The sequence below is a fragment of the Bacillus sp. SRB_8 genome (assembly GCF_003264205.1).
GTDB classification, from domain to species: Bacteria; Bacillota; Bacilli; order Bacillales; family Bacillaceae_G; genus Bacillus_A; species Bacillus_A mycoides.
On record NZ_NADT01000019.1, the window covers coordinates 463551 to 487683 of the forward strand.

Annotated in this window: 20 protein-coding genes and 3 pseudogenes; 7 read left to right on the forward strand and 16 right to left on the reverse strand. The window is 31.5% G+C overall.

Features of this window, described 5'->3' with window-relative positions; all coding sequences use genetic code 11:
* The first annotated feature begins 9 nt into the window (after window positions 1–9).
* From B5P40_RS17900 to B5P40_RS17910, 3 genes are read left to right on the forward strand one after another with little or no spacing between them, the layout of a single operon-like run.
* Window positions 10–2964, forward strand: coding sequence for a helix-turn-helix domain-containing protein (locus B5P40_RS17900; protein WP_113709539.1), 2955 nt, complete (start codon window positions 10–12; stop codon window positions 2962–2964).
* Between the two features lie 27 nt (window positions 2965–2991).
* Window positions 2992–4593 carry a site-specific integrase gene (locus B5P40_RS17905; protein ID WP_113709540.1) on the forward strand — a complete coding sequence of 534 codons (1602 nt, stop codon included), beginning with the start codon at window positions 2992–2994 and terminating at the stop codon, window positions 4591–4593.
* 8 nt (window positions 4594–4601) lie between these two features.
* A complete protein-coding gene (locus B5P40_RS17910) occupies window positions 4602–5291 on the forward strand; it encodes a hypothetical protein (protein ID WP_113709541.1) in 690 nt (229 codons plus the stop codon).
* A gap of 91 nt (window positions 5292–5382) precedes the next feature.
* Here the strand turns inward: B5P40_RS17910 and B5P40_RS17915 are convergent, their stop codons facing one another.
* Window positions 5383–5919, reverse strand: a complete 537-nt coding sequence (locus tag B5P40_RS17915; protein WP_242473737.1) for a hypothetical protein — start codon at window positions 5917–5919, stop codon at window positions 5383–5385.
* Between the two features lie 440 nt (window positions 5920–6359).
* A complete protein-coding gene (locus B5P40_RS17920; protein WP_113709542.1) occupies window positions 6360–8879 on the reverse strand; it encodes a DEAD/DEAH box helicase in 2520 nt (839 codons plus the stop codon).
* A gap of 277 nt (window positions 8880–9156) precedes the next feature.
* Here B5P40_RS17920 and B5P40_RS17925 point away from each other — a divergent pair, with 277 nt between their 5' ends.
* Window positions 9157–12009, forward strand: a complete 2853-nt coding sequence (locus B5P40_RS17925; protein WP_113709543.1) for an ATP-dependent DNA helicase — start codon at window positions 9157–9159, stop codon at window positions 12007–12009.
* Window positions 12010–12040: 31 nt separating this feature from the next.
* Window positions 12041–12162: pseudogene (locus B5P40_RS33535) on the forward strand (helix-turn-helix domain-containing protein); the annotation flags it as partial.
* A gap of 306 nt (window positions 12163–12468) precedes the next feature.
* Here B5P40_RS33535 and B5P40_RS17935 read toward each other — a convergent pair.
* The 13 genes and pseudogenes from B5P40_RS17935 to B5P40_RS17995 form a co-directional block, all read right to left on the reverse strand.
* Window positions 12469–12894: a protein-tyrosine phosphatase family protein gene (locus tag B5P40_RS17935; RefSeq protein ID WP_113709544.1), complete on the reverse strand. Its 426-nt coding sequence runs from the start codon at window positions 12892–12894 to the stop codon at window positions 12469–12471.
* A gap of 26 nt (window positions 12895–12920) precedes the next feature.
* The gene (locus B5P40_RS17940) at window positions 12921–13202 is read right to left on the reverse strand and encodes a HesB/IscA family protein (protein WP_113709545.1); all 282 of its coding nucleotides are present in this window, start codon (window positions 13200–13202) and stop codon (window positions 12921–12923) included.
* 39 nt (window positions 13203–13241) lie between these two features.
* Window positions 13242–15002, reverse strand: a complete 1761-nt coding sequence (arsA, locus tag B5P40_RS17945) for an arsenical pump-driving ATPase (RefSeq protein ID WP_113709546.1) — start codon at window positions 15000–15002, stop codon at window positions 13242–13244.
* A gap of 18 nt (window positions 15003–15020) precedes the next feature.
* Entirely contained in the window at window positions 15021–15380 is a 360-nt protein-coding gene (gene arsD / locus B5P40_RS17950; protein ID WP_113709547.1) for an arsenite efflux transporter metallochaperone ArsD, read from the reverse strand.
* Between the two features lie 65 nt (window positions 15381–15445).
* Complete coding sequence (gene arsC, locus B5P40_RS17955; protein ID WP_016107123.1) at window positions 15446–15850, reverse strand: arsenate reductase (thioredoxin); 405 nt, start codon at window positions 15848–15850, stop codon at window positions 15446–15448.
* Between the two features lie 26 nt (window positions 15851–15876).
* Window positions 15877–16932: an ACR3 family arsenite efflux transporter gene (gene arsB, locus B5P40_RS17960; RefSeq protein WP_113709548.1), complete on the reverse strand. Its 1056-nt coding sequence runs from the start codon at window positions 16930–16932 to the stop codon at window positions 15877–15879.
* Window positions 16933–16960: 28 nt separating this feature from the next.
* Window positions 16961–17308, reverse strand: a complete 348-nt coding sequence (locus B5P40_RS17965) for an ArsR/SmtB family transcription factor (protein WP_113709549.1) — start codon at window positions 17306–17308, stop codon at window positions 16961–16963.
* Between the two features lie 643 nt (window positions 17309–17951).
* A pseudogene (locus B5P40_RS33540) lies at window positions 17952–18146 on the reverse strand (hypothetical protein).
* 115 nt (window positions 18147–18261) lie between these two features.
* Window positions 18262–19131 carry a DUF421 domain-containing protein gene (locus tag B5P40_RS17980; RefSeq protein ID WP_113709551.1) on the reverse strand — a complete coding sequence of 290 codons (870 nt, stop codon included), beginning with the start codon at window positions 19129–19131 and terminating at the stop codon, window positions 18262–18264.
* 20 nt (window positions 19132–19151) lie between these two features.
* Window positions 19152–19343, reverse strand: a pseudogene (locus tag B5P40_RS17985) (DUF1657 domain-containing protein); the annotation flags it as partial.
* Window positions 19344–19594: 251 nt separating this feature from the next.
* Window positions 19595–19774, reverse strand: coding sequence for a small acid-soluble spore protein H (locus B5P40_RS17990; protein ID WP_113709552.1), 180 nt, complete (start codon window positions 19772–19774; stop codon window positions 19595–19597).
* Between the two features lie 587 nt (window positions 19775–20361).
* Window positions 20362–20505: a hypothetical protein gene (locus tag B5P40_RS32860; protein WP_181462950.1), complete on the reverse strand. Its 144-nt coding sequence runs from the start codon at window positions 20503–20505 to the stop codon at window positions 20362–20364.
* A 189-nt stretch (window positions 20506–20694) separates the two neighbouring features.
* Complete coding sequence (locus tag B5P40_RS17995; protein ID WP_113709553.1) at window positions 20695–21258, reverse strand: undecaprenyl-diphosphatase; 564 nt, start codon at window positions 21256–21258, stop codon at window positions 20695–20697.
* A 508-nt stretch (window positions 21259–21766) separates the two neighbouring features.
* Here B5P40_RS17995 and B5P40_RS18000 point away from each other — a divergent pair.
* Entirely contained in the window at window positions 21767–22384 is a 618-nt protein-coding gene (locus B5P40_RS18000) for a DUF2238 domain-containing protein (protein ID WP_113709554.1), read from the forward strand.
* A 376-nt stretch (window positions 22385–22760) separates the two neighbouring features.
* Here the strand turns inward: B5P40_RS18000 and B5P40_RS18005 are convergent, their stop codons facing one another.
* Window positions 22761–23573 carry an alpha/beta fold hydrolase gene (locus B5P40_RS18005; RefSeq protein WP_113709555.1) on the reverse strand — a complete coding sequence of 271 codons (813 nt, stop codon included), beginning with the start codon at window positions 23571–23573 and terminating at the stop codon, window positions 22761–22763.
* Between the two features lie 210 nt (window positions 23574–23783).
* Here B5P40_RS18005 and B5P40_RS18010 point away from each other — a divergent pair, with 210 nt between their 5' ends.
* Window positions 23784–24095: a hypothetical protein gene (locus tag B5P40_RS18010; RefSeq protein ID WP_113709556.1), complete on the forward strand. Its 312-nt coding sequence runs from the start codon at window positions 23784–23786 to the stop codon at window positions 24093–24095.
* Window positions 24096–24133 lie beyond the last annotated feature (38 nt).

Here is a 24133-nt window from a genome sequence, read left to right on the forward strand (position 1 = left end):
GGTGAACAAATGTCTACTGAAAATAATAGTGAACTCCAATACATAACTGTACCGGAATTTAGTAAGTCATTAGGAATTCACGAAGCTACAGCTTATAGATATATTAAAAGAGGGCTTATTTCAAATATAAAAAACATTAAAGGACATATATATATCCATATAGACGAGATAGAAAAAACAAAAGAAAAAGCTAACCTGAATCCTGTTGACGATAGAAACTCCTACCTAACAACGTATGAAGTATTTGAAGTTTTAAAAAAAGACGGTTTGTGTATACGAGGAATATCATGGATTCAAAAAAAGGTTTCCAGTGGATTAATAAAAAGATATATGAAATTCAAAAATAAACTTTATATTCATAAAGAAGAAATAAAAACACTAAAGGATTACTATTTCGAACATTATAATTCGAATATTCCATCACAGAAAATTGAGGATTACTATACAATTAATGAACTTAGCCTAGAACTAGGAATATCAAAAAAACAAATTCATAAATACATATATGAAAATAAAATCAACGCTTTTAAATTCCTTCATGCTAAAGGAAGTATATTTTTTCTAAAGTCTCATTTATCACTAATCAAAGAAAAGATCGGCTATATAGATAAATATAACCCTAAAGAATTTCTTTCCATCCAAGAACTAATAAGTCAACTTGAAAAACATAAAATTCATGTGAATGACAGCTCAATCCGATACCTAATATATAGAAAGAGAATACCAAATTATGTAATGCATCTAAATAAATACTATTTTCATAAAAACGAACTCAGCCAGTTTTTAAATTATTTTTCCAAAAAAGGAAATTACGGACATACTACCCATACAGAAACACGGGAACAAAAACAAGAAAAAGAAAAAAAACAAAAACAAGAAAAAAACAAACCTACGACAAATTTCTTAACTGTTAAACAAGCATCAGAAAAACTACAAGCTCCACCAATTTGGCTAAGAGGGCTGTTAAAAGACTACTTCCCTAATTCAAAAAAAGTTCCTGCATCTGGTGGATACCATTGGCTAGTATCAAAAACTGATATAGATAATTTCCAAAAAGAATACTACTACAATCATAAAACAAGAATGCTACATTTAATTGATCATTACGATTTGAATACCCTACGCTCTATTTCAGGATTTACATTCGATAAACTACGTTTAGATATAAAAAAAGGCCTATTGACAGGTGCTATAAAAATAAATAATAGGCTCTTTATCCCTATCCAAAATGCAAATAAGTATTTAGAAAGTCTACAATATGTATTAGATACTGTTTACGATACACATAAAGCTTTAGAAGACTTATTAAAACATTATAATAACCATCCCCCTTCCAGTGATTTTATAAAAACATCATCTTTTTATAAAAAATGGGTGGAAATCAAGATTAATTCCAGCAATGCAAGACCATTCTCCTTAAGAGGCTATATATTAAACTTTATTAACTTATATGATAAAATGCTTTCTAATTTCCATGGGGAAATATGGACCGTTTCGGATGCTAAAATAGAGCTTTTTCTTTCTAATAGATCCTTATCTAATGAACTTAAAAAAATTTTCGTTCAATTCTTAACATATTGTGATAATCAAAATGGAATAAATAGAGAAAAAAAATATTTGTACTACTACGCAAAAAAAGAGAGTATTTATTCAGAAAAAAAAATATACTCATTTGAAATTTATCACCAGTATTATACTCATGTTCAAAACATTGAAATGCATATTACTCACGCTACTACATGTAGATACTATGCCAATATGTGGGCATACACAACAATTCTTCTCACCAATAATTGGAGAGGAATAGATATCGTTCATGAATTCCCTTCTATAGAACTGGATTCTATAAGAGCAGACAAGTTATCTTGGTTCAAAACCAATAAATTAACCATGGAAGAATCACAAAGTATTATTAATCAACTTTATATTAAACTTCGAAACGCCGTAGCAAACAAAGTTTCTGTACTTTATAACTTCTATGTATCTCCAAATTTAATAGAAAGCTTAGCGCATTCACTTGTAATTTCTGAACTTCATAAAAGAAATATACAAAATCACACTGCCCTTCCGGAAAGCTCTCTTATACTTGGTACTTTCTTTTTTGGCAAAAAAATTGTATCAGCCCGAGTATCTGGAAAGGATCAGCATTTAAACTTTTTTAATCCCTCTCCTCAATTAAAAGATTTTGACTGTTTAGTCATGAATAGAAGTACCATGACTTATCTTTTTTATTCAATCTTAGAAGAAGATGGTGAAGATGCTGATTTAGCCCTAGAAATTACAAAAAACACTAGATCACACAAAAATTCAGATACAACTGCTATTTACATTCAAGCCAAAAATAAAGATGGCAGCATAAATAGAGTGTCAGTAAACTTGTTAAATCGTGGTATGTTTGGATGGTTATACAACTATATTTTACTTAGATTAAAAGAAGATATCCAAAATGGACAAACAATTGAAGAACGAACCGATACTATTAAAGAGCTACGTAATTCTATTTCACCTATCGAACTAGAAAAATGGGCGATATTTTTACAGAATATTCATACTAACAAGAACCGTGTTATAGATGAAATCAAGCATCTTCCAATAGAAGAACTGAAAACACTCGCAATAAAATTATTTACAAATCAAATGCCCTCAAAAGAAAAAACGGGCCAATGCCTTGTATACCCTAATTGTAAAAGAAAAAATCTAAAAACATGTTATTCTTGTGAGTATTTTATTCCTGAAAAAATGGTGTTAATTGAAGCCATTAGTGAACTTAAAAGATTAACAAGTTCATTAGAGAACACCAAATATGATGCTATTAGAAAAAGGGATTCGTTTTTTCTTCTCAATATTATTTTGTTAATTGACGAAGCAATTAAAGCTTTTGGTATTGATGTCGTCAATTCTTTTCTTCCTTTAAAAGAAAAAACAATAATATTAGAGAAAGTTAAACAACACTTACTGTTATAAAAAATACTATGTAAAGGGATATATATTATGCAATTAAAAAAGATAATAAATATGGGGAACACGCCAATAGCCGTTACTGAATCTATAACTTACAATGATATTAACGTATCCAAATTCGAAAATATATTTAACGATTTACTTAGCAATGGATATATAATGGCAAAATCTTTTGATGATGATGAATGGCTTATTCCATGTAATATCCAAAATACACCTTTTAAGCTGCCATTTCAAAAATTATTTTCATATAAAAAATTACGTACCATTATTAAATGCTATCTTTTATTAAGGCGTGCTTCAGGTATCTCGCCATCAACTATAGAAACTGAATTCAATATACTTAGGAAAATAATTTTAGCAACCGAGGGAATAACCTCCACAGATCAATTCGAAAAATTACTTTCTAGTTTCAGCAAACCTTGGGCTTCAACATTAGCACTTGTACTTAAAGAATTTTTAAAATTTTCACAGCTGCCAGGACATGAAAAATACATAGAAATATGCGATTCATTCCCTTCACCTAAATGGAAAAATAGAGATCTACCCAATTTTTATCATGTCCTGCTTTTTGATGAAATAATTAATGATTTTAAATATAAGGTGGTTCTACCTAAATATCATAAATATTACCCTGTAATTTTATGGTGGACTATTACAAATATTATTCCCATGAGACCCAATGAATTTTTAAGGATGAAATATAATTGTCTACCTGAAACAACTGATGGTAAAACATGGATTGTTATTCCTAGATCAAAACAAAAGTTTGATAGCCCCGAACAACAAGAATATTTTCAACATATTCTTATTACTGATGATATATATAAGGCGATTAAAGATTTTCAATATGTTTTGGACACGTATAACATTCATTCGGATAATCTATTCCCACAAGAATTTTATTGTCAGTTTTTTTCTAGAAGTATTAAGAGACCCTCAAATAGAATTATAAAACATCAATTTCAAACTTTACTGAATAACTTTTATACAGAAATAGTTGAACAGATGTATTCACAGTACTCTTTAGATAAGATTTCTCCAGGTGATACAAGGCATTTTGCAATCATTAATATGTTCTTACAAGGATTTAATGTTTTATCCATCGCCAGATTAGCTGGGCAAACAACTATACAACATGCGTCAAACTATTATTCTCACGCCAAATTATTTGCTCAATCATATGTATACAGACTTACTCAAACTATAGTTGAAAAACAAGCTCAAAACAAAATGTCTGGTGGCTTTTTGGGAACTAAAAGAAAAATTTTTGATAACAGAATATTATATTCACCTAAAAACTCAGACCAGTACCAAAAAGTTGATTATGGCTACTGCACTGATAAAAATTTTCCTAATAATTGCGTTGAGGATTGTAGAATATGTGTTAATCATTACTTTTTCAGTCCATCTATCGATGAATATGACGAGGCGATTAAGTGGTTAGAATCCTACTCAAGGGATTTAGAAAATAGAATCAATGATCATCTTGAATATATTAAAGAATTTAGTTTATCGAAGTCACATGAACGAGTGAACTATCACGAGTCTCTTCTAACTAAACATTCTAGACAACTATTAAAGTATATGGACCACAAGGCTATTGTTGATGCAAAGTTTATAGAGGAGTGAAAGAACTGATGCTAAAAGGAAGACAAAAAAACTCAGGGCGGCCTAAAATTTTTACTGATCAGGAATTAAAAGAACTTGCATTAGAAGTTAAAAATAGATTAGGGCACGTACATCTAACTTATTCTCTTCTTGAAAAAGAGACTGGCATTGGAAGAAACACCTGGAAGAGAAGATTAGAAAAAACTATAGCTGAATTAAATAAACCTATTTATCGAACAATTGGTTTAAGCGAAGATGATGAGGTATATTTTCCGAATATTGAACAGATTTTCGAAATTTATAAGGGTAATACCCCTAAAATTATTAATGCACTTCATGGATTTGAGACAATGTTTATTAAATTGTATGAAGAACTCCATATCCTAAAAAAAGATGAACAAAAAGTTATCCATATAAAGCAAATTGCTGCTGAAAAAGATTTACAAATTAAGAAGCTTAAAGTACAAGTTGAACATTATAAAAACCTTTACGATCAATTAACTATTTCTAGTTCTTTCCCTCACTTACAAGAAAAAACAGGACTCAAAGACAATTTGTTAGATTTCAACGCTAGCATTGATAAAAACAGTAGCTTAACAAATTTTAAAACCCTATTCAAAGCTTCTAAAGACTCAATAGAACCCTCAGAAAAAAGTGATTTAGAGGAACCTATTAATAAACTACAAGAGATGTTTCCTGATTTTTTCAATGAAAAATAGTAGAAAACATGCACCAAACAAAAAGAGTCCATTTTTTTCAAAATGGACTCTTTTATAAAATACCTTTATATATTATCAATCACCTTATAATTTAATTTAAATTCCCCTCATAATTTTTCAATAATTCATTTCCAGATGAAAGTAAATCTTTCAGATATCTATCTTCTAAAATATCACCTAACACTTCTAACCTACCTATATTCTTATATACATTCTTTAGATTAATATGCTTTTCATTTTTGTATATTTGATTAATCGACTCAATATATTCTCTTGTAATGCACTTAAATTGCTCATTAACATAGTCTTGTGATATTTCTAATACCCTATCCCTTTCTTCATTTTCATTCCCTTTAGAAGATATCTGCAATCCACTGTCCAATACTTTTTTTAAATAAAAATAAAATCCTGCAGTCTCTTTACACCTTTCAATTGATTTAATAACATTCACACTAAATTCTGTTTCATCAAATTTATATAGAGATTTATAGAAAACATAGATGTCTTCAATTTCCAATAACATTTCTGCACTTAAAGAATCTACCATTTTATTACTTTTCAATAAATACTCTCTTAACATTTCGGGAATTTCGATTTTTCTTAAAGTATCATTAATTGTTACATTCATGTTTTGAATTTCATCCTCTTTTAAAATAAAAATTGTCAATTTGTATTATAAACTAGAATCCTTCCGTTGACTATAGTCTACAAAGATACATTTAAACTATTTAAAGAGCCTTTCTACATTTTATTGTAGAAAGGCTCTTATATTTTTTACATCAAAATTAAATAACTTTATTTAAGTAAAGGTACATTGGATAACGGGAAAACTTCAACTACAACGCCATTGTGCGAACTTATTAATTCTTCAATTTCATTCAATAATTCATTTATTATGTTGTCAATATTTAATTTAACTTTATCAAATATATTCAATGAGGTTCAGCACCACATTCGTTATGAAGCTAAGATTTTGAAAACTTTCCAAAATAAATATTTTATATTTTAGATGGCTTCTACGCACCATGTACACTGACATATTTAAATTATGCAGTTTCCTCTTTGACCTTAATGATGCTTAGGTTGTTCAGAATAAATATCAGAAAGAAAATCTGCACTTGTTAGTTTATATGTACTTAGTAATTGTTGAATTCTATTTTCAGATAAATTGTTTAAATCTAATTCCTTAAACTCTAAGTAGAAATTTCTAACGTTTTGAGTTAATGACTTTAATTTGTTTGCCCTCATTATTTCTACAGGTTTGTTGAATCCAGCTGCTCTAGCCACATTTTTAGTTGAAATAATCATTACATTTTTTACAGGCACACTCCCAATTACCTTTTCAAACCATGCACATGCATTATTCATTTGGCCAGTTTCTTCTTTGTTAATTTCATTTCTTTCAACATCAACATTATTCTTACACTCAACTAAAAGATAAGTATTATCTTCTAATCTCCATAAATTATCCGGTCCTTCTTTCCATTCTTTATCTGGCCTTTGACTTTGAAATCCTAAGATTTTTGCAAGTTCATCAAAAGCTTGTTCAAAGCGATCTGAATTCACACCGAATTTTAATCTTGTTAAAATATCATCTAGTTCTAGGTGCAAATCTTCAAAGGTATCAAAAGAATGAATCCACTCAATTATATTTTCTATTCTCTTAAGACTAATATTTGACATTTTTTGAATTTCCATGCCTTCTTTAGGCTTGAGTAGGAATGTGTTTTTCCTATGAGCACTAATTTGGTATTTATTAGACTGAGCTTTTGAAGAAGGATATATATACCTGGCCATTTCTTGTAAATACCAGCCTCTCTCTTCATCCGTTGTTACATGGTTATCAATCAATCTTTGAACTGTTTGAACAGCCTTTGAATATTCTCCTTTTGAATATTGTTCTTCGGCACGCTTTTCTAATTCAAATATTTCTAACATCTTTGATACATCTTTTTCAGCTTTCATTTTATCCATATTTTCAGTATAAAATTCTTTCCAACCTTCATCACGCGTTATAGATTGCTGTATAAGCTTTAATAACTCAACCTTTGGATCCGCACCTTCTTTAATATCTTCTTTAATAAACTGTGCGATTTCAAGGCCAAGTTCAATTTGTGTCCTAGTTTGAAGCGAAAAATTCTCTCGTGATTTTTTACTACGGATTGCGCGTACTAACTCTGTCCCAGTAATGACTATAGCACAGTAGTCTTTTTCTCCACGTACAGCTCTCCCGAGGCCTTGCTCAATTGTTTGAGCTAATCTCACTGAAATTACCTCACTACTCCCACGGCACTCTTCTAAATATCTATCATACAATGATTCAAAGTACGGTCTGGAATCCAATATTAAGATTCTACAGGTATTGTCAGGTAAATCGATACCATCATATCTATTTGCAATCACTAAGGTTTTTGAATACTGTTTATCCTTAAGATTTTCTATTTTATCAACAATAGTTTCTTTAGTTGCTACAGTAGCACCGTATTTCTTCCAATCTGTAGTTGAATTAAAACTAGGTACTAATGCCACTGCACCAAATTTTCTTCTTTCATTTACAGGTGCAAATAATTTGATTACCTCTGGGCTACTTAATGATGAATCTATTAATGATGGTATTAATATCATTTTTTCACCTGACCAACCTTCATCTTCCAAACATAGCGGATTACGGATAGTTTTTGAAGGGATTCCTAACCCTTTAATAAAGAAAGAATCATCTGTAATTGTCGCAGACATAAAAATTCTATGATCCGCTTTATGATAAGAACCAAACATATATAACGGATTTACATAAGGAATAATTTCTAAGCTTGTTCCAGAAATAAAACATTGGCAGTATTTAATCATATCTTTAATTATCGGCCAGGTGAATCTGATTTCTTTTTGATCATTATATTTTGATAAAATATCAGATACTTCTTGATGCATATCTTGCCATGCCCAATATGGAACAGCTGTTAATGCATCATAATTTTTACGAGTAATATCTGCATACGTTCCTGCACCTTGATTTTGTAATTCCGAAGAAAAAAGAGAAAAGATTTCTTGGTATGGATTAGAACCCTGTTTTAGTTGAATTTTACATGCGTTTTTAATTACTTCTATACATGCATGAGCATCATCCATTAATATTGTGGAAACAGAAAGGGCTTTAGCACCTAAACCAAATTTAGTTTCACCATTAAATAGTTTTTGTATAGATGTTATGAGTATACTTTTTCCATCTATAAAATCATCTGGAATATCTCCGTTTACCGTTGAATAATTAATCCCAAAACTCTCTGCTTGCTGACAGGTTTGTTCTACAAGTTGGTTATTATGGCAAAGATACAAAGCAGGACCTTTGTCTTGATTTAATTTAGATTGTAACATAAGTAGTCCAGTTAATGTTTTCCCCTGACCTGTATGTAATTTTAAAATAACATCTTTGTTTCCCTGGAATTCCTCAAACCATTTATGAAGAATTTTTTCTTGTACAGGACGTAAAGGCCCTTTATCACTTTCTCTGTCAAGAGTAGCGTAAATTTCATTAGGACGAATTTTTTTTTCAATCTTCTTTTTTGTAAGTTTCTTTTTGAAATCTACCATAATATAAAATCCCCTCCTCAGCTAAATTATACCATTTTCTCAATAGGTAATAATACTTTATTGGGTTGTTAAGATAAGAACTATTATTTTAAGTGAATTTAGTTTATTTTACTGAGAGTATGTATATTTTAATATAAAGAACTTTCTTTTTGGTTCTACTATTCAAAAATGTTAAAATATAAACTATGATTATGAAAGGAAATATCTTCTATTAATTTTTTTGATTTATTTGTTATTCATTATTAGCTAAAGATATAACAGAATCGGAGGATGAAGGTTGATCAATATTACATCGGATAGTAAAAAAATAAGTGATTCAATTCTTAAGAAGTCTATTGAACCTAATATTGCAATAAACTGGATAGAAAACAATTTCAATATTATAGATATTGAACACCTTTCAAAGATTGTAGCCTCACTAGAAGCTCAAAAAATAACACATAAAATGAATTTAGAAATATACATCCAAATATTTAGACGGCTTGCAGAGTATAAACAAGAACGTAATGATATAGAAAGTTATAAACATCATATCATTAGGACCGCAACAGATAGGGAATCTTTAACAGCACTAATCAAGAACTTTGGGGCATATAATATCAATCTTAGTAAGAATTTAAAAATAGCAATTGAACTAGAAGATAAAGAAGATTATCTAGAAGCTTTAAACCTCTACCTGAAATTAAGATATACTCCAGGTATTCTATGGGTAAAACAAAAGTTATATACTATAACAGCTAATCCAAAATCTTTGCCAGAGTTAAGAATAGCTTTATCAATGGACATAATAGACTTAGATAGCTATAGAATTGAGGGACACTTAGAGAGATTAGAAAAAGAATTAATAGCCCAATTTAAAATTAAAGAACTTCACAATATTATATTAGAGGTGAAAAATAAAGGTCTACTTCCACATAAATATAAGGAAGATATATATGAAAGTTTACTAGAGCTGTCTACCGCTGAATCATTATTTAATGCAAAACAATACCATGAAACATATTTTGAATTAAAAAAGCAAGGTAAACGTTTTAAAAGCTCAGAAATTATTGATTCATTGATGGAGAGTGCAAAAAAATTCACTATTCTTCCTGAAGAATTTTTTAAGGATTTATCAACATTTAAAGGGTTTATGAAAAGAGAAAATCAAATTTTTATGAGTGATTTAATACATGAAGCAATAAGTACAAATAACACTATTATGATTGAAGCCGAAGTAGGGATTGGAAAATCTTATGGTTATTTAGTACCTGCATTACTCCAACGAAATACAAGCCAAAAGAAAAAAGCTATAATCATTAGCACTTCCTCTATTGTATTACAAGACCAATTAATCAATAAGGATATTCCTGCAATAAATAATTTATTAAAAGAATTTTATCAAATAGAAGAAACACCTTCAATAATTGGTAAAGGAAAATCAAATTTTGGATGTTCTAAAAGAATTCGTTCATATATTAATTTTTTAGAAAGAGAAATTAAAAATAATACTCCAAATAAAGCCGAAAATATAATTTTAAAAGATGCCTTACTTACATTTTATATTCATAGTAAATTCCTTGATAAAAATGATGTAGATACAACCATAGTAAATGAATCCATATGGCGGGAAATTAATGCAAATAAATGCAATTGTAAAGGAAGTTGTAAATATCTCAGCTATCGTGAACAACTCGCTACTCATAAAGGGATAATTGTTTGTAATCATCAACAGTTATTGGCATATCTTAGGAATCAATTTGAAGTAAAAAATGGTGGTATATTTCCGAGTTTAGAAAATGTAGCAACTTTTATTGTTGATGAAGCTCACAAATTAGAAGATGCGGCTAAAACTATATTTACCAATTCTTTTACAGCACTTCAATTATTAGAGGTAAATAAAAAAATTGAAGAAACTGTAAAAGAGAAGAAGTCGCAATTAAAAAAATTTGATACTGACCAAACTTTATATAGATATTTTAATAACCTTGAAGAGTTAAATACAAAATTTTTATATTCTGTAAATAAAATTAAACAAGAAATACCACACTGGTTGCTTTCGGCGGAATTTGAAGAGGGTGAACAAAAAGATGAAATTTCTATAGAAAAAGATGGAAGAAAATATAAGGTTAATTTAAAGGCAGCTCAAAACACTTTATATCGTTTATTAAATCAGTTAATCAAAATTGGAGAAGTAATAGATAATATTAATTATTATGAAAGTACTATCCCATATACTTTGAAGCTAAGCATTGAAACTTTTATCGAGGTTATTCAAGGTTTTTATCGTGAGAAGGATTATATTTCATTTATAGAAAAAAGTCGACGGGAAGAATGGATATTTAACATAATGAGAAAAACCTATTCAGACATTCTAAATAAACAATTAATGAAATTACGTCAATCTGTTATTTTAGTATCTGGGACATTAAGAGTAAATAATACTTTTAATTACATGATGGAAAAAGTCGGATATACAAATGAATTCATGTTGCCACATCATTTAAATAATAATTTCGATTATGCCAAGCATAGATTAGCATATATCCCTAAAGAAATTCCCAATCCTTCCAATCGAGATGAATATTATTATACCGAAATAACCAAAGAGATTGCTCGATTATTAAATCTTACAGAAGGTAGAAGTCTAATCTTATTTACAAATTTTAATGATTTAAATGAAATATATTCCCGTTTAAACGGGAAATTGGAACTTAAGTTATTAAAACAAACACAAAATAAACCAACGGATAACTTAATTAGAGAATTTAAAAATAATAAATCTTCTTGTTTACTAGCATCAGGATCATTCTTTGAAGGATTTGATGTTCCTGGAGATTCCTTGCAGAATGTAATAATAGTAAAGTTACCCTATCCAGTTTTAGATCCAGTATTAGAAATAGAAATCAAAACTGCTGGTGAATTTAGAATGCAAAAAGTGTTGATACCTAAAATGGCTATACAATTAAACCAAGCAATAGGGCGCTTAATTCGGCGTGAAGATGATAAAGGGATAGTTGCTATTTTAGACAGTCGTTTACATAGACATAATTATGTAGCAAAAGAAATAGTCTTTAATGCTTTAAGCCCTTCCAATGTGCTCTTTACCTATAGTAATCTTGAATATGAGTGGAGAAAATTAAACGATTAGATTTGTATATGTAATTAAGAAATTTCCATAAAGAGAGGAATTTCTTAGTATCATTACTTCCCTACTTCATCAAAAAAATGCTGATGAATTGAAATTTATCCTAAGTTTCTCCATAATTTCTCTGAGTTCATGAAAAATAGCAGCAATGATTGATAAGTACAACTTTTTTGATTTATACTCTAAATATTATTTTATTTATAACTAAAATATAAAGTACAGCCTATACGCTCCTTAATTTAAGAAATTTTAATATCCTTAAATACAAAAACGTTATCCTTTCTAATTTCCATATTTAGAAAGGATAACGTTTTTTCAAAATTATTAAATTCAAGATAGTCTAAACTAAAATTTTATAGGTTTATACCCATTTAATTTTCTGCTAAATCAAATAAACCCAACAGAAGACAACACCTTTAAAGAAAAATCTCCAAAAACTCTTGTTTTTGGAGATTAGATGAATTATACGTATAAACGTTTTAACACTTTCTTCATTTCTGGCTTAATATTAATAATTGAACGAATCTCTTTTGCTTTTAGTTCAGCCTCTTCTATGCTAGAAGCATGACCTAATTCTAATAACAATCCAGTTGCAACTGTACCTGTACGATTACGTCCACCAGAACAATGGAAAAATACTTTTTTATCTTGTTCAACAGCTTCCTTGACCGTTGCAATTGCATTTCTTACTGATTCGTCTTGCCCTTCTACACCTTCTACGATTGGATAAGCATGACGTTTTGTTCCAACCGGAAATCCTTCTGGTTCCTCTCCTCCAGCACGTAAATCAAACACCTCTGTAATCCCATGCTTTTTTACTGCGTCTTGTATAGCGTCTACTCCACCAATATATACTTTTCCTTTTACTAGTTCGTGATAGTTAGTCATGTTTGTTAAGCTCCTTTAACTGTTAGTTAGCAGCAGTTAGATCCGCCACTGATAACAAGGCCTGCCCCTTGTTGATCTTCTACATAGTCTAGTGTCAATGTACTTACTAATTCAACAACCTTTGGATCCATAGCAACTTGAATACCATTTACTGTTTCTGTGACATCGTTTTCTTGTACTTCGCCTAAATTAATACCGTAGCTAGGACCACAGCATCCAGCACCATCAAATGTAAAACGTAATGTTGAAACACCGTTTTCTTTCATAGCAGTTTCAATAAACTCTTTTGCTTTATCTGTAATATTCATTTTCATTTCTCCCCTTCATAGTAACTAATTAAAAATGTTTTATTTCAATAAAGCTTTAAGCTTCTCATATCCCACAATATCATCCGATTGCCAAGGGATGATAACACAGTTATTTTGTGATTCCTTTTGAACCGCTTGAATCCATTGTACTTCAGACTGCGCTCTTCCTCTTAACACGGAATCACTTGTATGTGTTGCATAAAAACTTTGATTGATAACCCACCATTTCGGATTAATATCCGCACGTTTTAAGTCTCCTTGCAGACGGCTTGCTTCGTGTACTGGAGTAGCCTCTGCTAATGTTACGATGACAACACTTGTTTCCTCTGGATTACGAAGACGTGGTAATAAGTTTTTCACAGACTGTGGTACTTCACCCGTAGAACGTGCAATTTCCTTATGATACGTTTGTGCTGCATCTAGTAACAATAATGTATGACCCGTTGGCGCTGTATCAATAACTACAATTTCATCATTTGCTCTTTCAACAATATCCGCTAAAGCTCGGAAAACTGCGATTTCTTCTGTACAAGGAGAACGTAAATCTTCTTCTAAATACGCTAAACCTTCTTCGTCAACCGTATCTTTTGCTTGCTCTATAACTTCCTTACGATAGTTTTCAACTTCTACTTTTGGATCAATTCGACTTATCGTAATATTCCCTTGTTCCCCATGCATAACATAATCAATATGTGCTGCGGGATCAGTTGTAGTTAAGTGTACATGGTATCCTTTTTCAGCCAGACCAACTGCAATTGCAGAAGCTACCGTAGTCTTTCCGACACCACCTTTTCCCATTGTAAAAATCACTCGTTTTCCTGATTCTGAAAGATTAGTAATCAATATCTGGAGTGAAGGTATAGAGACCGTATTTGCTTTTTCATTCGAAATCGAGAGATTTTCCATTGGTTGAACCAGTTTTCTCATATTCTCTATCCCTGTAACATTAAACGGTACTAATGGAATTTCATACGTAGGAAGATTCTTTAATTCTTCTGCCATGTTTTCTAACGCACGTGATTGTCTCTTAAACAATGCATTTGAGACATCATCATTTTGCACATAGTCTTTCAAGATCCCATTTACAAGTAGAAATTGATTACTAACACCAATTTCTTTTAATTCATGAGCTGCTCGTTCCGCTTCTTGTAATGGAGAACTATCTGGTCGTGTGACAAGCAATAGCATTGTTTGATTCGGATTGGATAATGCCTGAACCGTTTGATTATATAACTCTTTTTTATCTCCAAGACCTGCTAATGGTCCCAAACAAGAAGCTCCATGAGTACTTTCTTCTAAGAAACCACTCCAAGCCGTAGGAAGTTGAAGAAGACGTAACGTATGACCTGTTGGCGCTGTATCAAATATAATGTGGTCGAATTTCGATGTTAATTCTTTATTTGTAAGTAACGTAGAGAATTCATCAAATGCGGCCATTTCTACTGTGCAAGCTCCAGATAATTGCTCTTCCATCGTTGCAATAACTGTATCAGGGAGCTTTCCACGGTATGGACCAACAACACGTTCTTTATATTCATGTGCTGCTGTTTCAGGATCCAAGTTAGCTACTTGTAGGTTCGGAACACTTGGAATTTCTTTCGGTTTATTCGTAAGTTCTATTTCAAACACATCTTGTAAATTAGAAGCTGGGTCAGTACTTATTAATAAAACTTGTTTCCCCATATCAGCTAACGTAATAGCTGTAGCACATGCAGTAGATGTTTTTCCAACTCCGCCTTTACCAGTAAAGAATAAAAATGGTGTGAATGCTATTGTTTTTGGATTATATAAGTTTGTCATTGCCTTTCACTTCTTTCTCTATTTTTTCACGTTTAACTTTAAACGTACGACTGGCTTTTGACTCAACTCTTCTTTTGTTACATCTGTTAATTGTGCAAGTTCTTCATTTGTCAGGTGACTTTTTTCTTTTACTACTTTTCCATCTACCAAAGTTACAGGCAACACGTCTGGTCCTTTATCTGTTAATAGTTGACTGATAACAACATTATTGGCAAATGCATCTGGTTCACTTGCCAAATTATAACGAGTCACATCAATTCCTTTATTCTTCAAGTTGTTAACAGCAATTGAAATACGAATTAACTCTGGATCAACACTTGGACCGCAAACTCCAGTAGAACAACACATTGCAGGATCAAAAATTTCAATTTTTTTCATCTCTGATTTCTCCCCTTCTTTATAAAATAAGCCGAGAAAAAATTCTCGGCTTATTTTGTTTTCAATTATTCTCCTGTTTCAGCAAACTTTTTAATACGTTCACCAATCTCATCACGAACTTTTTGGAATACAGCCCACTCTTGACCAGCTGGATCATCAAATCCCCAGTGAACTCGTTTTACATGTGGTGGTGTTGTCGGACATACATCATTTGCGTGACCACAAAGTGTTACAACTAAATCTGCTTTGTCTAAAATGTCACGGTCAATGATATCAGATGTTTGGTCCGTAATATCAATGTCTACTTCTTTCATTGCTTTAATTGCATTCGGATTTACTCCGTGTGCCTCAATACCAGCAGAAAGTACATTCCATTTGTCACCTAAATATTTTTTACCCCAAGCTTCTGCCATTTGGCTACGACATGAGTTTCCTGTGCATAAAAAGTAAATTGTTTTCTTGTTTTCCATGATAATTCCACCTTTATTATGAATATTTATTTGGGTTGTGTTTGAAAGTATTTACGCTGGAACCAAAGTGCTACATTTACAAGTGCTATCATAACTGGAACCTCGACTAAAGGTCCGATAACTGCTGCAAACGCTGCACCTGACTGAATTCCAAATACACCTACAGCTACTGCAATCGCTAATTCAAAGTTATTACTACCAGCTGTAAACGCTAATGTTGTTGATACTCCGTAGCTTGCACCGATTTTTTTGCCCATAAAGAAAGAGACAAAGAACATAATTACAAAATAAATGAGTAATGGAATTGCAATACGTACAACATCAAATGGTACGCTAACAATCACTTCTCCTTTTAGAGAGAACATCACAATGATTGTAAATAGTAATGCGATTAAAGTAATTGGACTAATCTTTGGAATGAATACTTTTTCATACCATTCTCGTCCTTTCGTTTTTACAAAAATCAAGCGTGTTAGCATTCCTGCGATGAATGGAATTCCTAAATATATAAACACTGATTTTGCAACCTCTGCCATTGTTATATCTACAACAGCACCTTCAATTCCTAACCATTCTGGAATAACTGTTACAAACACATAAGCATATACTGAGAAAAATAACATTTGGAATACAGAGTTAAATGCTACTAATCCTGCCGCATATTCTGTATCACCTTTCGCTAAGTCATTCCATACGATAACCATCGCAATACAACGAGCTAAACCTATCATGATTAAGCCCACCATATATTCTGGCTTATCTGGTAAGAATATAACAGCCAAAGTAAACATTAAAACAGGACCAATAATCCAGTTTTGTACCAGTGATAATACCAATACTTTTACATCTTTAAAAACGCGCCCCATCTCTTCGTAGCGAACCTTAGCGAGCGGTGGGTACATCATTAAAATTAAGCCAATCGCAAGTGGAATAGACGTTGTTCCTACCTGTAAACTATTCATTCCATCAACGAATCCAGGTGATAGATATCCAACTCCAATCCCTACTGCCATCGCAAGAAAAATCCATAGGGTTAGATATCGATCTAGGAAAGACAGACGTTTTTTCCCCGTGTTGCTCATCCTTCTCACTTCCCTTTCTAACTATTTATTAACAACCACACCGGAGTGTAGGATTGCTCTTCTCAATTTGTTTAATTTTCTCTGTTTGGTCAGATACATGCGCTAAAATATCTTCTAAAAGCGCATATAAATCACTTGCTTGATTTAAAGAATAATAAATCCACTGACCTCTACGCTCTTCTTGCACTAAACCTAAATCCTTCAACTTTCGAAGATGCTGACTGATAGAAGGTTGGCTCATATCAAATACTTCGAGAAGCTCACAGACACAGCATTCACGTTGTTTAAGGATTGATACAATTGTTAACCTTGTTTTGTCTCCTAATAGTTTCAGAAATTGGGATGCTCTTGTTACCTCTACAATTGTTTTTTTCATATCTACACCTACCTTGTTATAATTACATAAGCATACGCTTATATGTTGTGTAAAAATAAAGTACTTTATTCTCTCTTTCGAAATAAGTATATAACTATTTACTTATATATTCAACGAAAAAGTCTCACCTTTACATAAAATTCACATTAGATTTTCTTATTTAAAGTTTGTACTCTTTTTCTTATCCAAAAAGATATAAATGATAAATCCTAAAGGTCCTGTTAAAAAAATAAAAACTAACCATATCAGAAAGTGCTGCTTACTAATTTTATTTTTCTGATATTCGAGCGTAACATATGTACACATGTAAATTATTAAAAGATATATACCTACAATTAGCAATTGATCCAACAAACCTATCCCTCCGTTCTTTTTAATATATAATTCTTAGGCCCTTTTTAAAATCATAACATAAGTAAATAATTATATGTCTATATAAAAGGTGATAAAGCTTATAAATACCCCTGCCAAATCCGCTAAGATTCTAATCTTTTATATTCATATTACCTACGAGGGGTCACCATATCAAAAAAAGAAAATTGTACGTTTAGACACAAGTTAACCGGTTTCCTGTACGTTAAGGAACCGGCTATCTATTTCACTGTTTTTTGATGGAATTTTTGTATTGTAATGGTAATAGTTATTAGTTTTTGTTACCTTGTTTCTTTTGGTTGTTAGGCGTAATTTCATCGGAAAACTCCATATTTGCGAAGTTTACTTTGGATGGAATAAATGTTCTTGTTGTATTTTAAAAACGTTGGATAGGTCTCGTCATATTTGAATTACGTGTTGCTAATACACCAAAAACGGTTCCTAATCCTAGTAAAGAAGCCCAAATCCATCCTCATTTATTGTTTTCATTTGCTAAAATCTACAAAGATGTCAGAGTGTTGGGAAACCCTAAAGGGTTTTCCGACACTCTGAGAAAAGGAAGCTTGTGAGAACGTCCTTTTTTATTCCTTTAGAAGGTAGGTTACCTTGTTTAAAATAGCTTCAATTTGTTGTGCATTTTTACTATACATTTCACTTGCCGTTTTTGATTTCGTTTCTAAAGAAAATAGTTCAAGATCAGCATGGCATTTTTTTAAAGATGCTAATAATAAAGGTTTGTTTTGAGGAGAAGGCATTTGAAGTTTATCATTATAAATGTCGATAGTAAGTTGTCCGTATGAATCAACTTGACCGAGAAAGACATTTTCAATGACAACACCGAGTTTTTCTAGTTCAGAATGTAACCAAGCGCGGTTATGCCCACTAGCTGAAAGAGGTTCATCTAGTATATTTCCATCCATAATAACAGTTTGTGGTTCCTTTTTATTTGGTACTTTCAAGCCAATATCTTTTGCTGTAAGTGGTTGAGATTCTTTCTTTAATAATACATTTAATCCTCCGCTTGGTTCTAAGACGGCAAATTCTACTTCGGATATACTAAAGGCTCCGTTTCCTCTGAGAAGTTCAAGTAATTCATCACTGGTATACTTTTCTTTCTTTAAATTATCCTCAAGTATTTTGCCATCCTTTATTAAAACTGTAGACTTACCTTCAAAGAAATCTCTCGCGGCTTTGTTTTTTAAGGAAAGAATTCCTACGAAAAAAGGTACCGAAGCGAAAATAAGTATGGCCAAGACGCCATGGAAAATTTTTTGGTCTAGCCCTGTAGATACTTGAGCGGCGATACCACCGATTGTCATTCCAGCTACGTACTCGAAAAAGGAAAGTTGAGAGATTTGCCTTTTTCCTAAACATTTTGTGATAGTAAATAAAACAATTAATATGAATACAGAGCGGAGAATGACAAGCGTCCATTCGGGTAGGTGAGACATAGTAATTTCCTCCAGTCTACTTAAAACCCTTTATATGGGGGTTCTTCACGTTCTAATACGGAAACTCTATCCTTTAAATCAGCAATGACGCTGTCCATTTCTAACATACATTCATGAAAAACACGTTTTACTTCTTCATCTTTTGAATTTAATGAAAGGGAACTTAAGCTTGCTTGAGCGCCCCTTAAACTAGCGAGGCATGTTTTTACATTTTTACTGGTGCCGTTGGAGGTACATTGTTATCACTAATTTAAATAAGTCATTTATTTAGTAAATCCTACCATAATTTTGGTAGTTTTTTTGCTGCTTTATTAAAGAGGATTGTAACCACCAATCAAAAATGTTTTTTATCCTTATTAACCTAATTAGCTAGAAGAAAATAAGATTACTCAAACATACAAACACCATTGTAAGTGGTACTTGTATGTTTGAGTAATTATTTATTGAGGTAACATGTAACCAATTAATGTTCTATTAAGTTGGATAAAGGAATTTCTTGTTCATTCTGGGGTTCATTAAGAGGATAAATTCTAGCTGTTTCATTATTTTCAGCCACATTTTGAATATAAATTGGAACTCCATTATACGTTACATTAGCCATGACTGGTGAAGCGGCAATCTCTTGTGCTCTTTGTTTGTTCATTATAATGACCTCCTTTTGATTTGTAACAGTTATAATATTTACTTCAAACTACTTAAGTATTCTTATTACTCAATAATAAGTAAACAGAGAGCTAGTTTTAATTACGGTTACTTGACTAACGAAGACAACGGTTAGATTTTGATTTCCTAGTTGGTTGCGGGATTAGTTTATGTAGAAAGTAAATGTTTTAATTTTTATAGCTAAGCCTTTTCTATACTTAAATATTTCTACATAGATAAAAAATGAAAATGTGCAAAATAAAGAACCGCTACCGGTTCTTTATTTTGCACATTTTATATTTTAAAAACTTTTTGTTTTAAAATCAGGATGCTTAGCATGAGTATTTTGAAAAGGTAAGTAGCATGGTTACAATGACAATTGTTAGAAAATAAGAAGTAACTGTATAAATTTCTGAAATGTACCTATAAACAGAAAACACCTCTTGTACCATATCTAATAAAATAAGGTATAAGAGGTGTTTTTTCTTGTTTTATTCTATTGGATTACTCTATATTGTTCTACTTCAATTAGGTTCTCCTATATTTAAGAATCCGCTGTAAGCCAATGATAATCTTTACATTAACCTGTTATTGATTATTCTTTTCTTGAATTTCTTCAGAAGGCTCTTCAGTTGGATCTGGCTCATCTTCATCAACACCAGTGCAACCGCACAAGAAACCTACAGATAAAATAGTAGACATGATAGCAAGTAGATATTTTCTTTTCTTCAAGTGATTATTGCTCCTTTCAGATAAATATTTATGCTATTATCTTCTACTTAAAGAAAAAGAATATTCTATAGTTTTTTTAACGTTTTTTTCCTTTATATCAAATTAGAATCAAATTCAATTATTAAGGGATTGCCTAGATATTTGTGAGTTTACCGCAAAATTATGTGCTTTGATTTATCAAAAGTATCGTCAGGAATGTTTCAAATCCACAAAAATTAATTTTCTATATACATTTATAATCCAGGTAACAAAAGAATTAAATAAATATGTAGTATTGCCAATAGCTATACTGGTTAAGATTCCTATGAAGGCACTTCCTATGATATCAAATGGATAATGATGCCCTAGCCAGATACGTGAAAAACCTGTCAAAATTGCTAAGAACCACATGATTGAGCCAATTAAACGCTCACGAAGTAAGACGGAGGTTGCTAAGGCAAATGCTACGGCTGTATGTTTACTAGGGAATGAGGAATTATTCTTTGATGGGATAAGTAAACGCACACGATGTATAACAAATGGACGAGGTTTAAAATAAAAGAGCTGGATAAAACGATTTATACATAATGAGAACCCTACTGATACCCCTGCAAATAAAATATTTTTTTTGTAGGAATTGTTTCTAAACCACATTAAGGCTAATAAGAAAATGTACAGGAATCGAGTCTTTTGTGAAATAAATATCATAAATGTATCCAATGTTGAGTTACGACCAGCTAGACGATTGATAGCCCTAAACATCTTATAATTCATGCAGATGCTCTCCTTTATTTTTGAATTGTTATATAAATATCATTCCCTCACGAAAGAAAAATATGTAGTGTGCATGCCCTTTCTTATTATTCTACTCCGTTTAAATAGATAAATAATATATAGTTGCAAATTGAACATGTTTAACGTGATAATGCTCCTCCTACTGGTTATGTACATTTTTAGTTTAGTCACAAAAATTTATAAAAATCACACTCCCTTATATTCTCTTGACACTCTTAACTTGACATTGATGTAGAGCTACACCTTTTAGAGCATTTTAAGGGGACTGCAAATATTATTCTCACTTAAAAAATAATAGTTAAAGCAAGCGAATCATACTGTGAATATATCTATTTTCATTATGAATATCTGCTAGGCAAGATCACTTTCCTCATTAAAAAACTGTTCTTATGTGTAAATTAAGGAAAACGGTTTCAAGTACTCTGTATACGAAACTACATTTTTTCAAATACTTTAAGCAGAAAGCCTTTCAATAGGAGTGAAAAAAGTGATAAGAAACAAAAGTAAAATGATTCATCTATTTTTATTATTGGTTGTTACGGCAGTTTTTATATGGTCTGTTATTAAGCCTGCAAGATACTCGACATGGGCAGCAGAAGCAATTCCTGCCGTTCTCGGTCTAATCGTTATAATTGCAATGTACAATAAGTTTCGCTTTACCACTCTCTCTTATATCATCATTGCAATACTAGCTATTATAATGTTCGTCGGCGGTCATTACACATACTCAAAGGTTCCTTTTTTTAATTGGATAAAAGATGTTTTTGATTTAAATCGAAATCACTACGATCGATTTGGACATTCGATAAAAGGCTTGTTTATAATTGTGATAAGAGAAATATTATTACGGAAAACTCAACTAACCAAAGGCCCTTGGTTAGTTACGATCAGTATAAGCATTTCGCTTGCTATCGCTGCATTATACGAAATTATTGAATGGTTAGCTTTTAAAATAACAAAGGGAGGAACAGCAGCTAAAGACTTTTTAGGTACACAAGGCGATATGTGGGATGCACAATGGGATATGTCGCTTGCCTTAGTTGGTTCGATTCTGGCATTACTCATTCTTTCAACACTACATAACCGTCTATTAAAAGATAATTAAAAAAAGAGTAAATATAGAGGAATCTGTGTAGCATTGTCATGTGTTGATGCAAACAAAAGATAGTGATTTCATGGACGGAATTATAGAAGAAGTAAATGAGCAGTAACGATTCTAGTACCATAGGAAATGGAAGTGTAAGAGCAGGACGCGGCACTCCCACAGAAACGTCAATACGGTTTTGGTGAACGAACTTTTATAAGATTATATTCCTATTACTATCCTCACTATTATCATTAAAATCTTTTACCCCGCTCTAACAGGCAGTAGACCCTGATCTAAATATTCAGAGGAATCAAACATCATTGCTCCTATTTGTGCTGAACGCCAACAGGAGCGAATCCCCACTATTGGAAGTTTCATTTTATTCTCGAGACATCTACTTTTTTACTGGTAAAGAAAAAGTTTCTTCCTTGTTCATCTCGGTATGGATAAAAACAAACTGCTTAATCATTTCATTTAACCTCTTCGCTGCTTTTGTAGGAATTTGATGCTTTACATTATCAATGAATTTCAATTCATTATATGGCAATTTCCCATGCAGTAGTTTCGCATGATCATAAAATGATTTATCTTTCTTACCATAAACCAACAAAACCGGAAGTTCAATATTTCTAAGCTGATTGGTACAATTATAGTGCAAACTATAACGATAATACTGCTCGATATTTTGGGCATTCCCTTTTCGAGCTTCTGTAAACATCTTTCTGAACAATTTATACGTATTTGAATTGCCCCATGAAATAGACCATGATAAAAATGAAATTGCCCCTGTTTTCGCAAGTTTCACGCCTAGTGAAATCTTATTCTTTAGGTATCCATCCCTCACTTCTGACATTCCTCCGATTAGAATACCCCCTAAGGTACTTTCGACATAAGTCAACAAAAATTTTAATGCAACAGAGCTTCCGGTCGAATATCCGCATATAAAGGCTTTTTTAACTTCCAAATGATCCAATAAACGTTTAATATCTTGGGCAATCAGCGAATAGGTTATCGGTTGTCTTGAATACTGACTCCTTCCGTGTCCTCTAATATCAAAAGCAATCACTTTAAACTCTTTGGATAATTTCTCTATTTGGTACTCAAAATTTACACAAGTGAGTACAGGAGGATGAATAAAAACAATAGGAATTCCTTTTCCCTTAACGATATAATACAGACTACTACCGTCCACATTCAACATTGGCATGTATGTAATCACCTCTTTGAATTTCTGTTACTATTATTTTGCATATCTTCAATAAAAAATATTTAGGGAATTTTAGGCTTTTTAGGAAAGAAAAATGATGAGGTATTAGCATAAGTTGGCATCATAAATTTCTATAAAACAATGCAATATAAAGTATGTGAAATTGAACATAGTGCTTCTTTTTCCTAATTTTTTTACAGGGGGCAAAAAATGAACACTCTTAACTTCTTTATGTCATTATTCAATTTTGGAAGAAGAACTCAGCAAATGTTTAAACTGTTTAGAAATAGACGAAATAATAATAGAGGTTGGATTTGGGTTTCTTTACTAGGGTTAGGAACCGTTTTTGGTGTAGTAGCAACGCGTAATTCAAATATGATAAGACCTATCCAACGTTTGTTCCAAGGTGTTCAAAATACGACAAGAACATTTATTCCATCCAAAGTAAACTTGGCAAATATGGAATTTTCCAAAGAAATAGCCCCTATTAATCAAAAGAAACAAAGTAATCCAAACCAATAATTGTCAACTATATTGAAAAAGTTCGTCTCATAGTGACG

Excerpts from the sequence above, each read along its gene's own strand:
- B5P40_RS17900 (WP_113709539.1), top strand. The coding sequence starts at position 10 with ATGTCTACTGAAAATAATAGTGAACTCCAATACATAACTGTACCGGAA.
- B5P40_RS17905 (WP_113709540.1), top strand. The coding sequence starts at position 2,992 with ATGCAATTAAAAAAGATAATAAATATGGGGAACACGCCAATAGCCGTT.
- B5P40_RS17910 (WP_113709541.1), top strand. The coding sequence starts at position 4,602 with ATGCTAAAAGGAAGACAAAAAAACTCAGGGCGGCCTAAAATTTTTACT.
- B5P40_RS17915 (WP_242473737.1), bottom strand. The coding sequence starts at position 5,919 with ATGAATGTAACAATTAATGATACTTTAAGAAAAATCGAAATTCCCGAA.
- B5P40_RS17920 (WP_113709542.1), bottom strand. The coding sequence starts at position 8,879 with ATGGTAGATTTCAAAAAGAAACTTACAAAAAAGAAGATTGAAAAAAAA.
- B5P40_RS17935 (WP_113709544.1), bottom strand. The coding sequence starts at position 12,894 with ATGACTAACTATCACGAACTAGTAAAAGGAAAAGTATATATTGGTGGA.
- B5P40_RS17940 (WP_113709545.1), bottom strand. The coding sequence starts at position 13,202 with ATGAATATTACAGATAAAGCAAAAGAGTTTATTGAAACTGCTATGAAA.
- arsA (WP_113709546.1), bottom strand. The coding sequence starts at position 15,002 with ATGACAAACTTATATAATCCAAAAACAATAGCATTCACACCATTTTTA.
- arsD (WP_113709547.1), bottom strand. The coding sequence starts at position 15,380 with ATGAAAAAAATTGAAATTTTTGATCCTGCAATGTGTTGTTCTACTGGA.
- arsC (WP_016107123.1), bottom strand. The coding sequence starts at position 15,850 with ATGGAAAACAAGAAAACAATTTACTTTTTATGCACAGGAAACTCATGT.
- arsB (WP_113709548.1), bottom strand. The coding sequence starts at position 16,932 with ATGAGCAACACGGGGAAAAAACGTCTGTCTTTCCTAGATCGATATCTA.
- B5P40_RS17965 (WP_113709549.1), bottom strand. The coding sequence starts at position 17,308 with ATGAAAAAAACAATTGTAGAGGTAACAAGAGCATCCCAATTTCTGAAA.
- B5P40_RS17980 (WP_113709551.1), bottom strand. The coding sequence starts at position 19,131 with ATGTCTCACCTACCCGAATGGACGCTTGTCATTCTCCGCTCTGTATTC.
- B5P40_RS17990 (WP_113709552.1), bottom strand. The coding sequence starts at position 19,774 with ATGAACAAACAAAGAGCACAAGAGATTGCCGCTTCACCAGTCATGGCT.
- B5P40_RS17995 (WP_113709553.1), bottom strand. The coding sequence starts at position 21,258 with ATGAATTATAAGATGTTTAGGGCTATCAATCGTCTAGCTGGTCGTAAC.
- B5P40_RS18005 (WP_113709555.1), bottom strand. The coding sequence starts at position 23,573 with ATGCCAATGTTGAATGTGGACGGTAGTAGTCTGTATTATATCGTTAAG.
- B5P40_RS18010 (WP_113709556.1), top strand. The coding sequence starts at position 23,784 with ATGAACACTCTTAACTTCTTTATGTCATTATTCAATTTTGGAAGAAGA.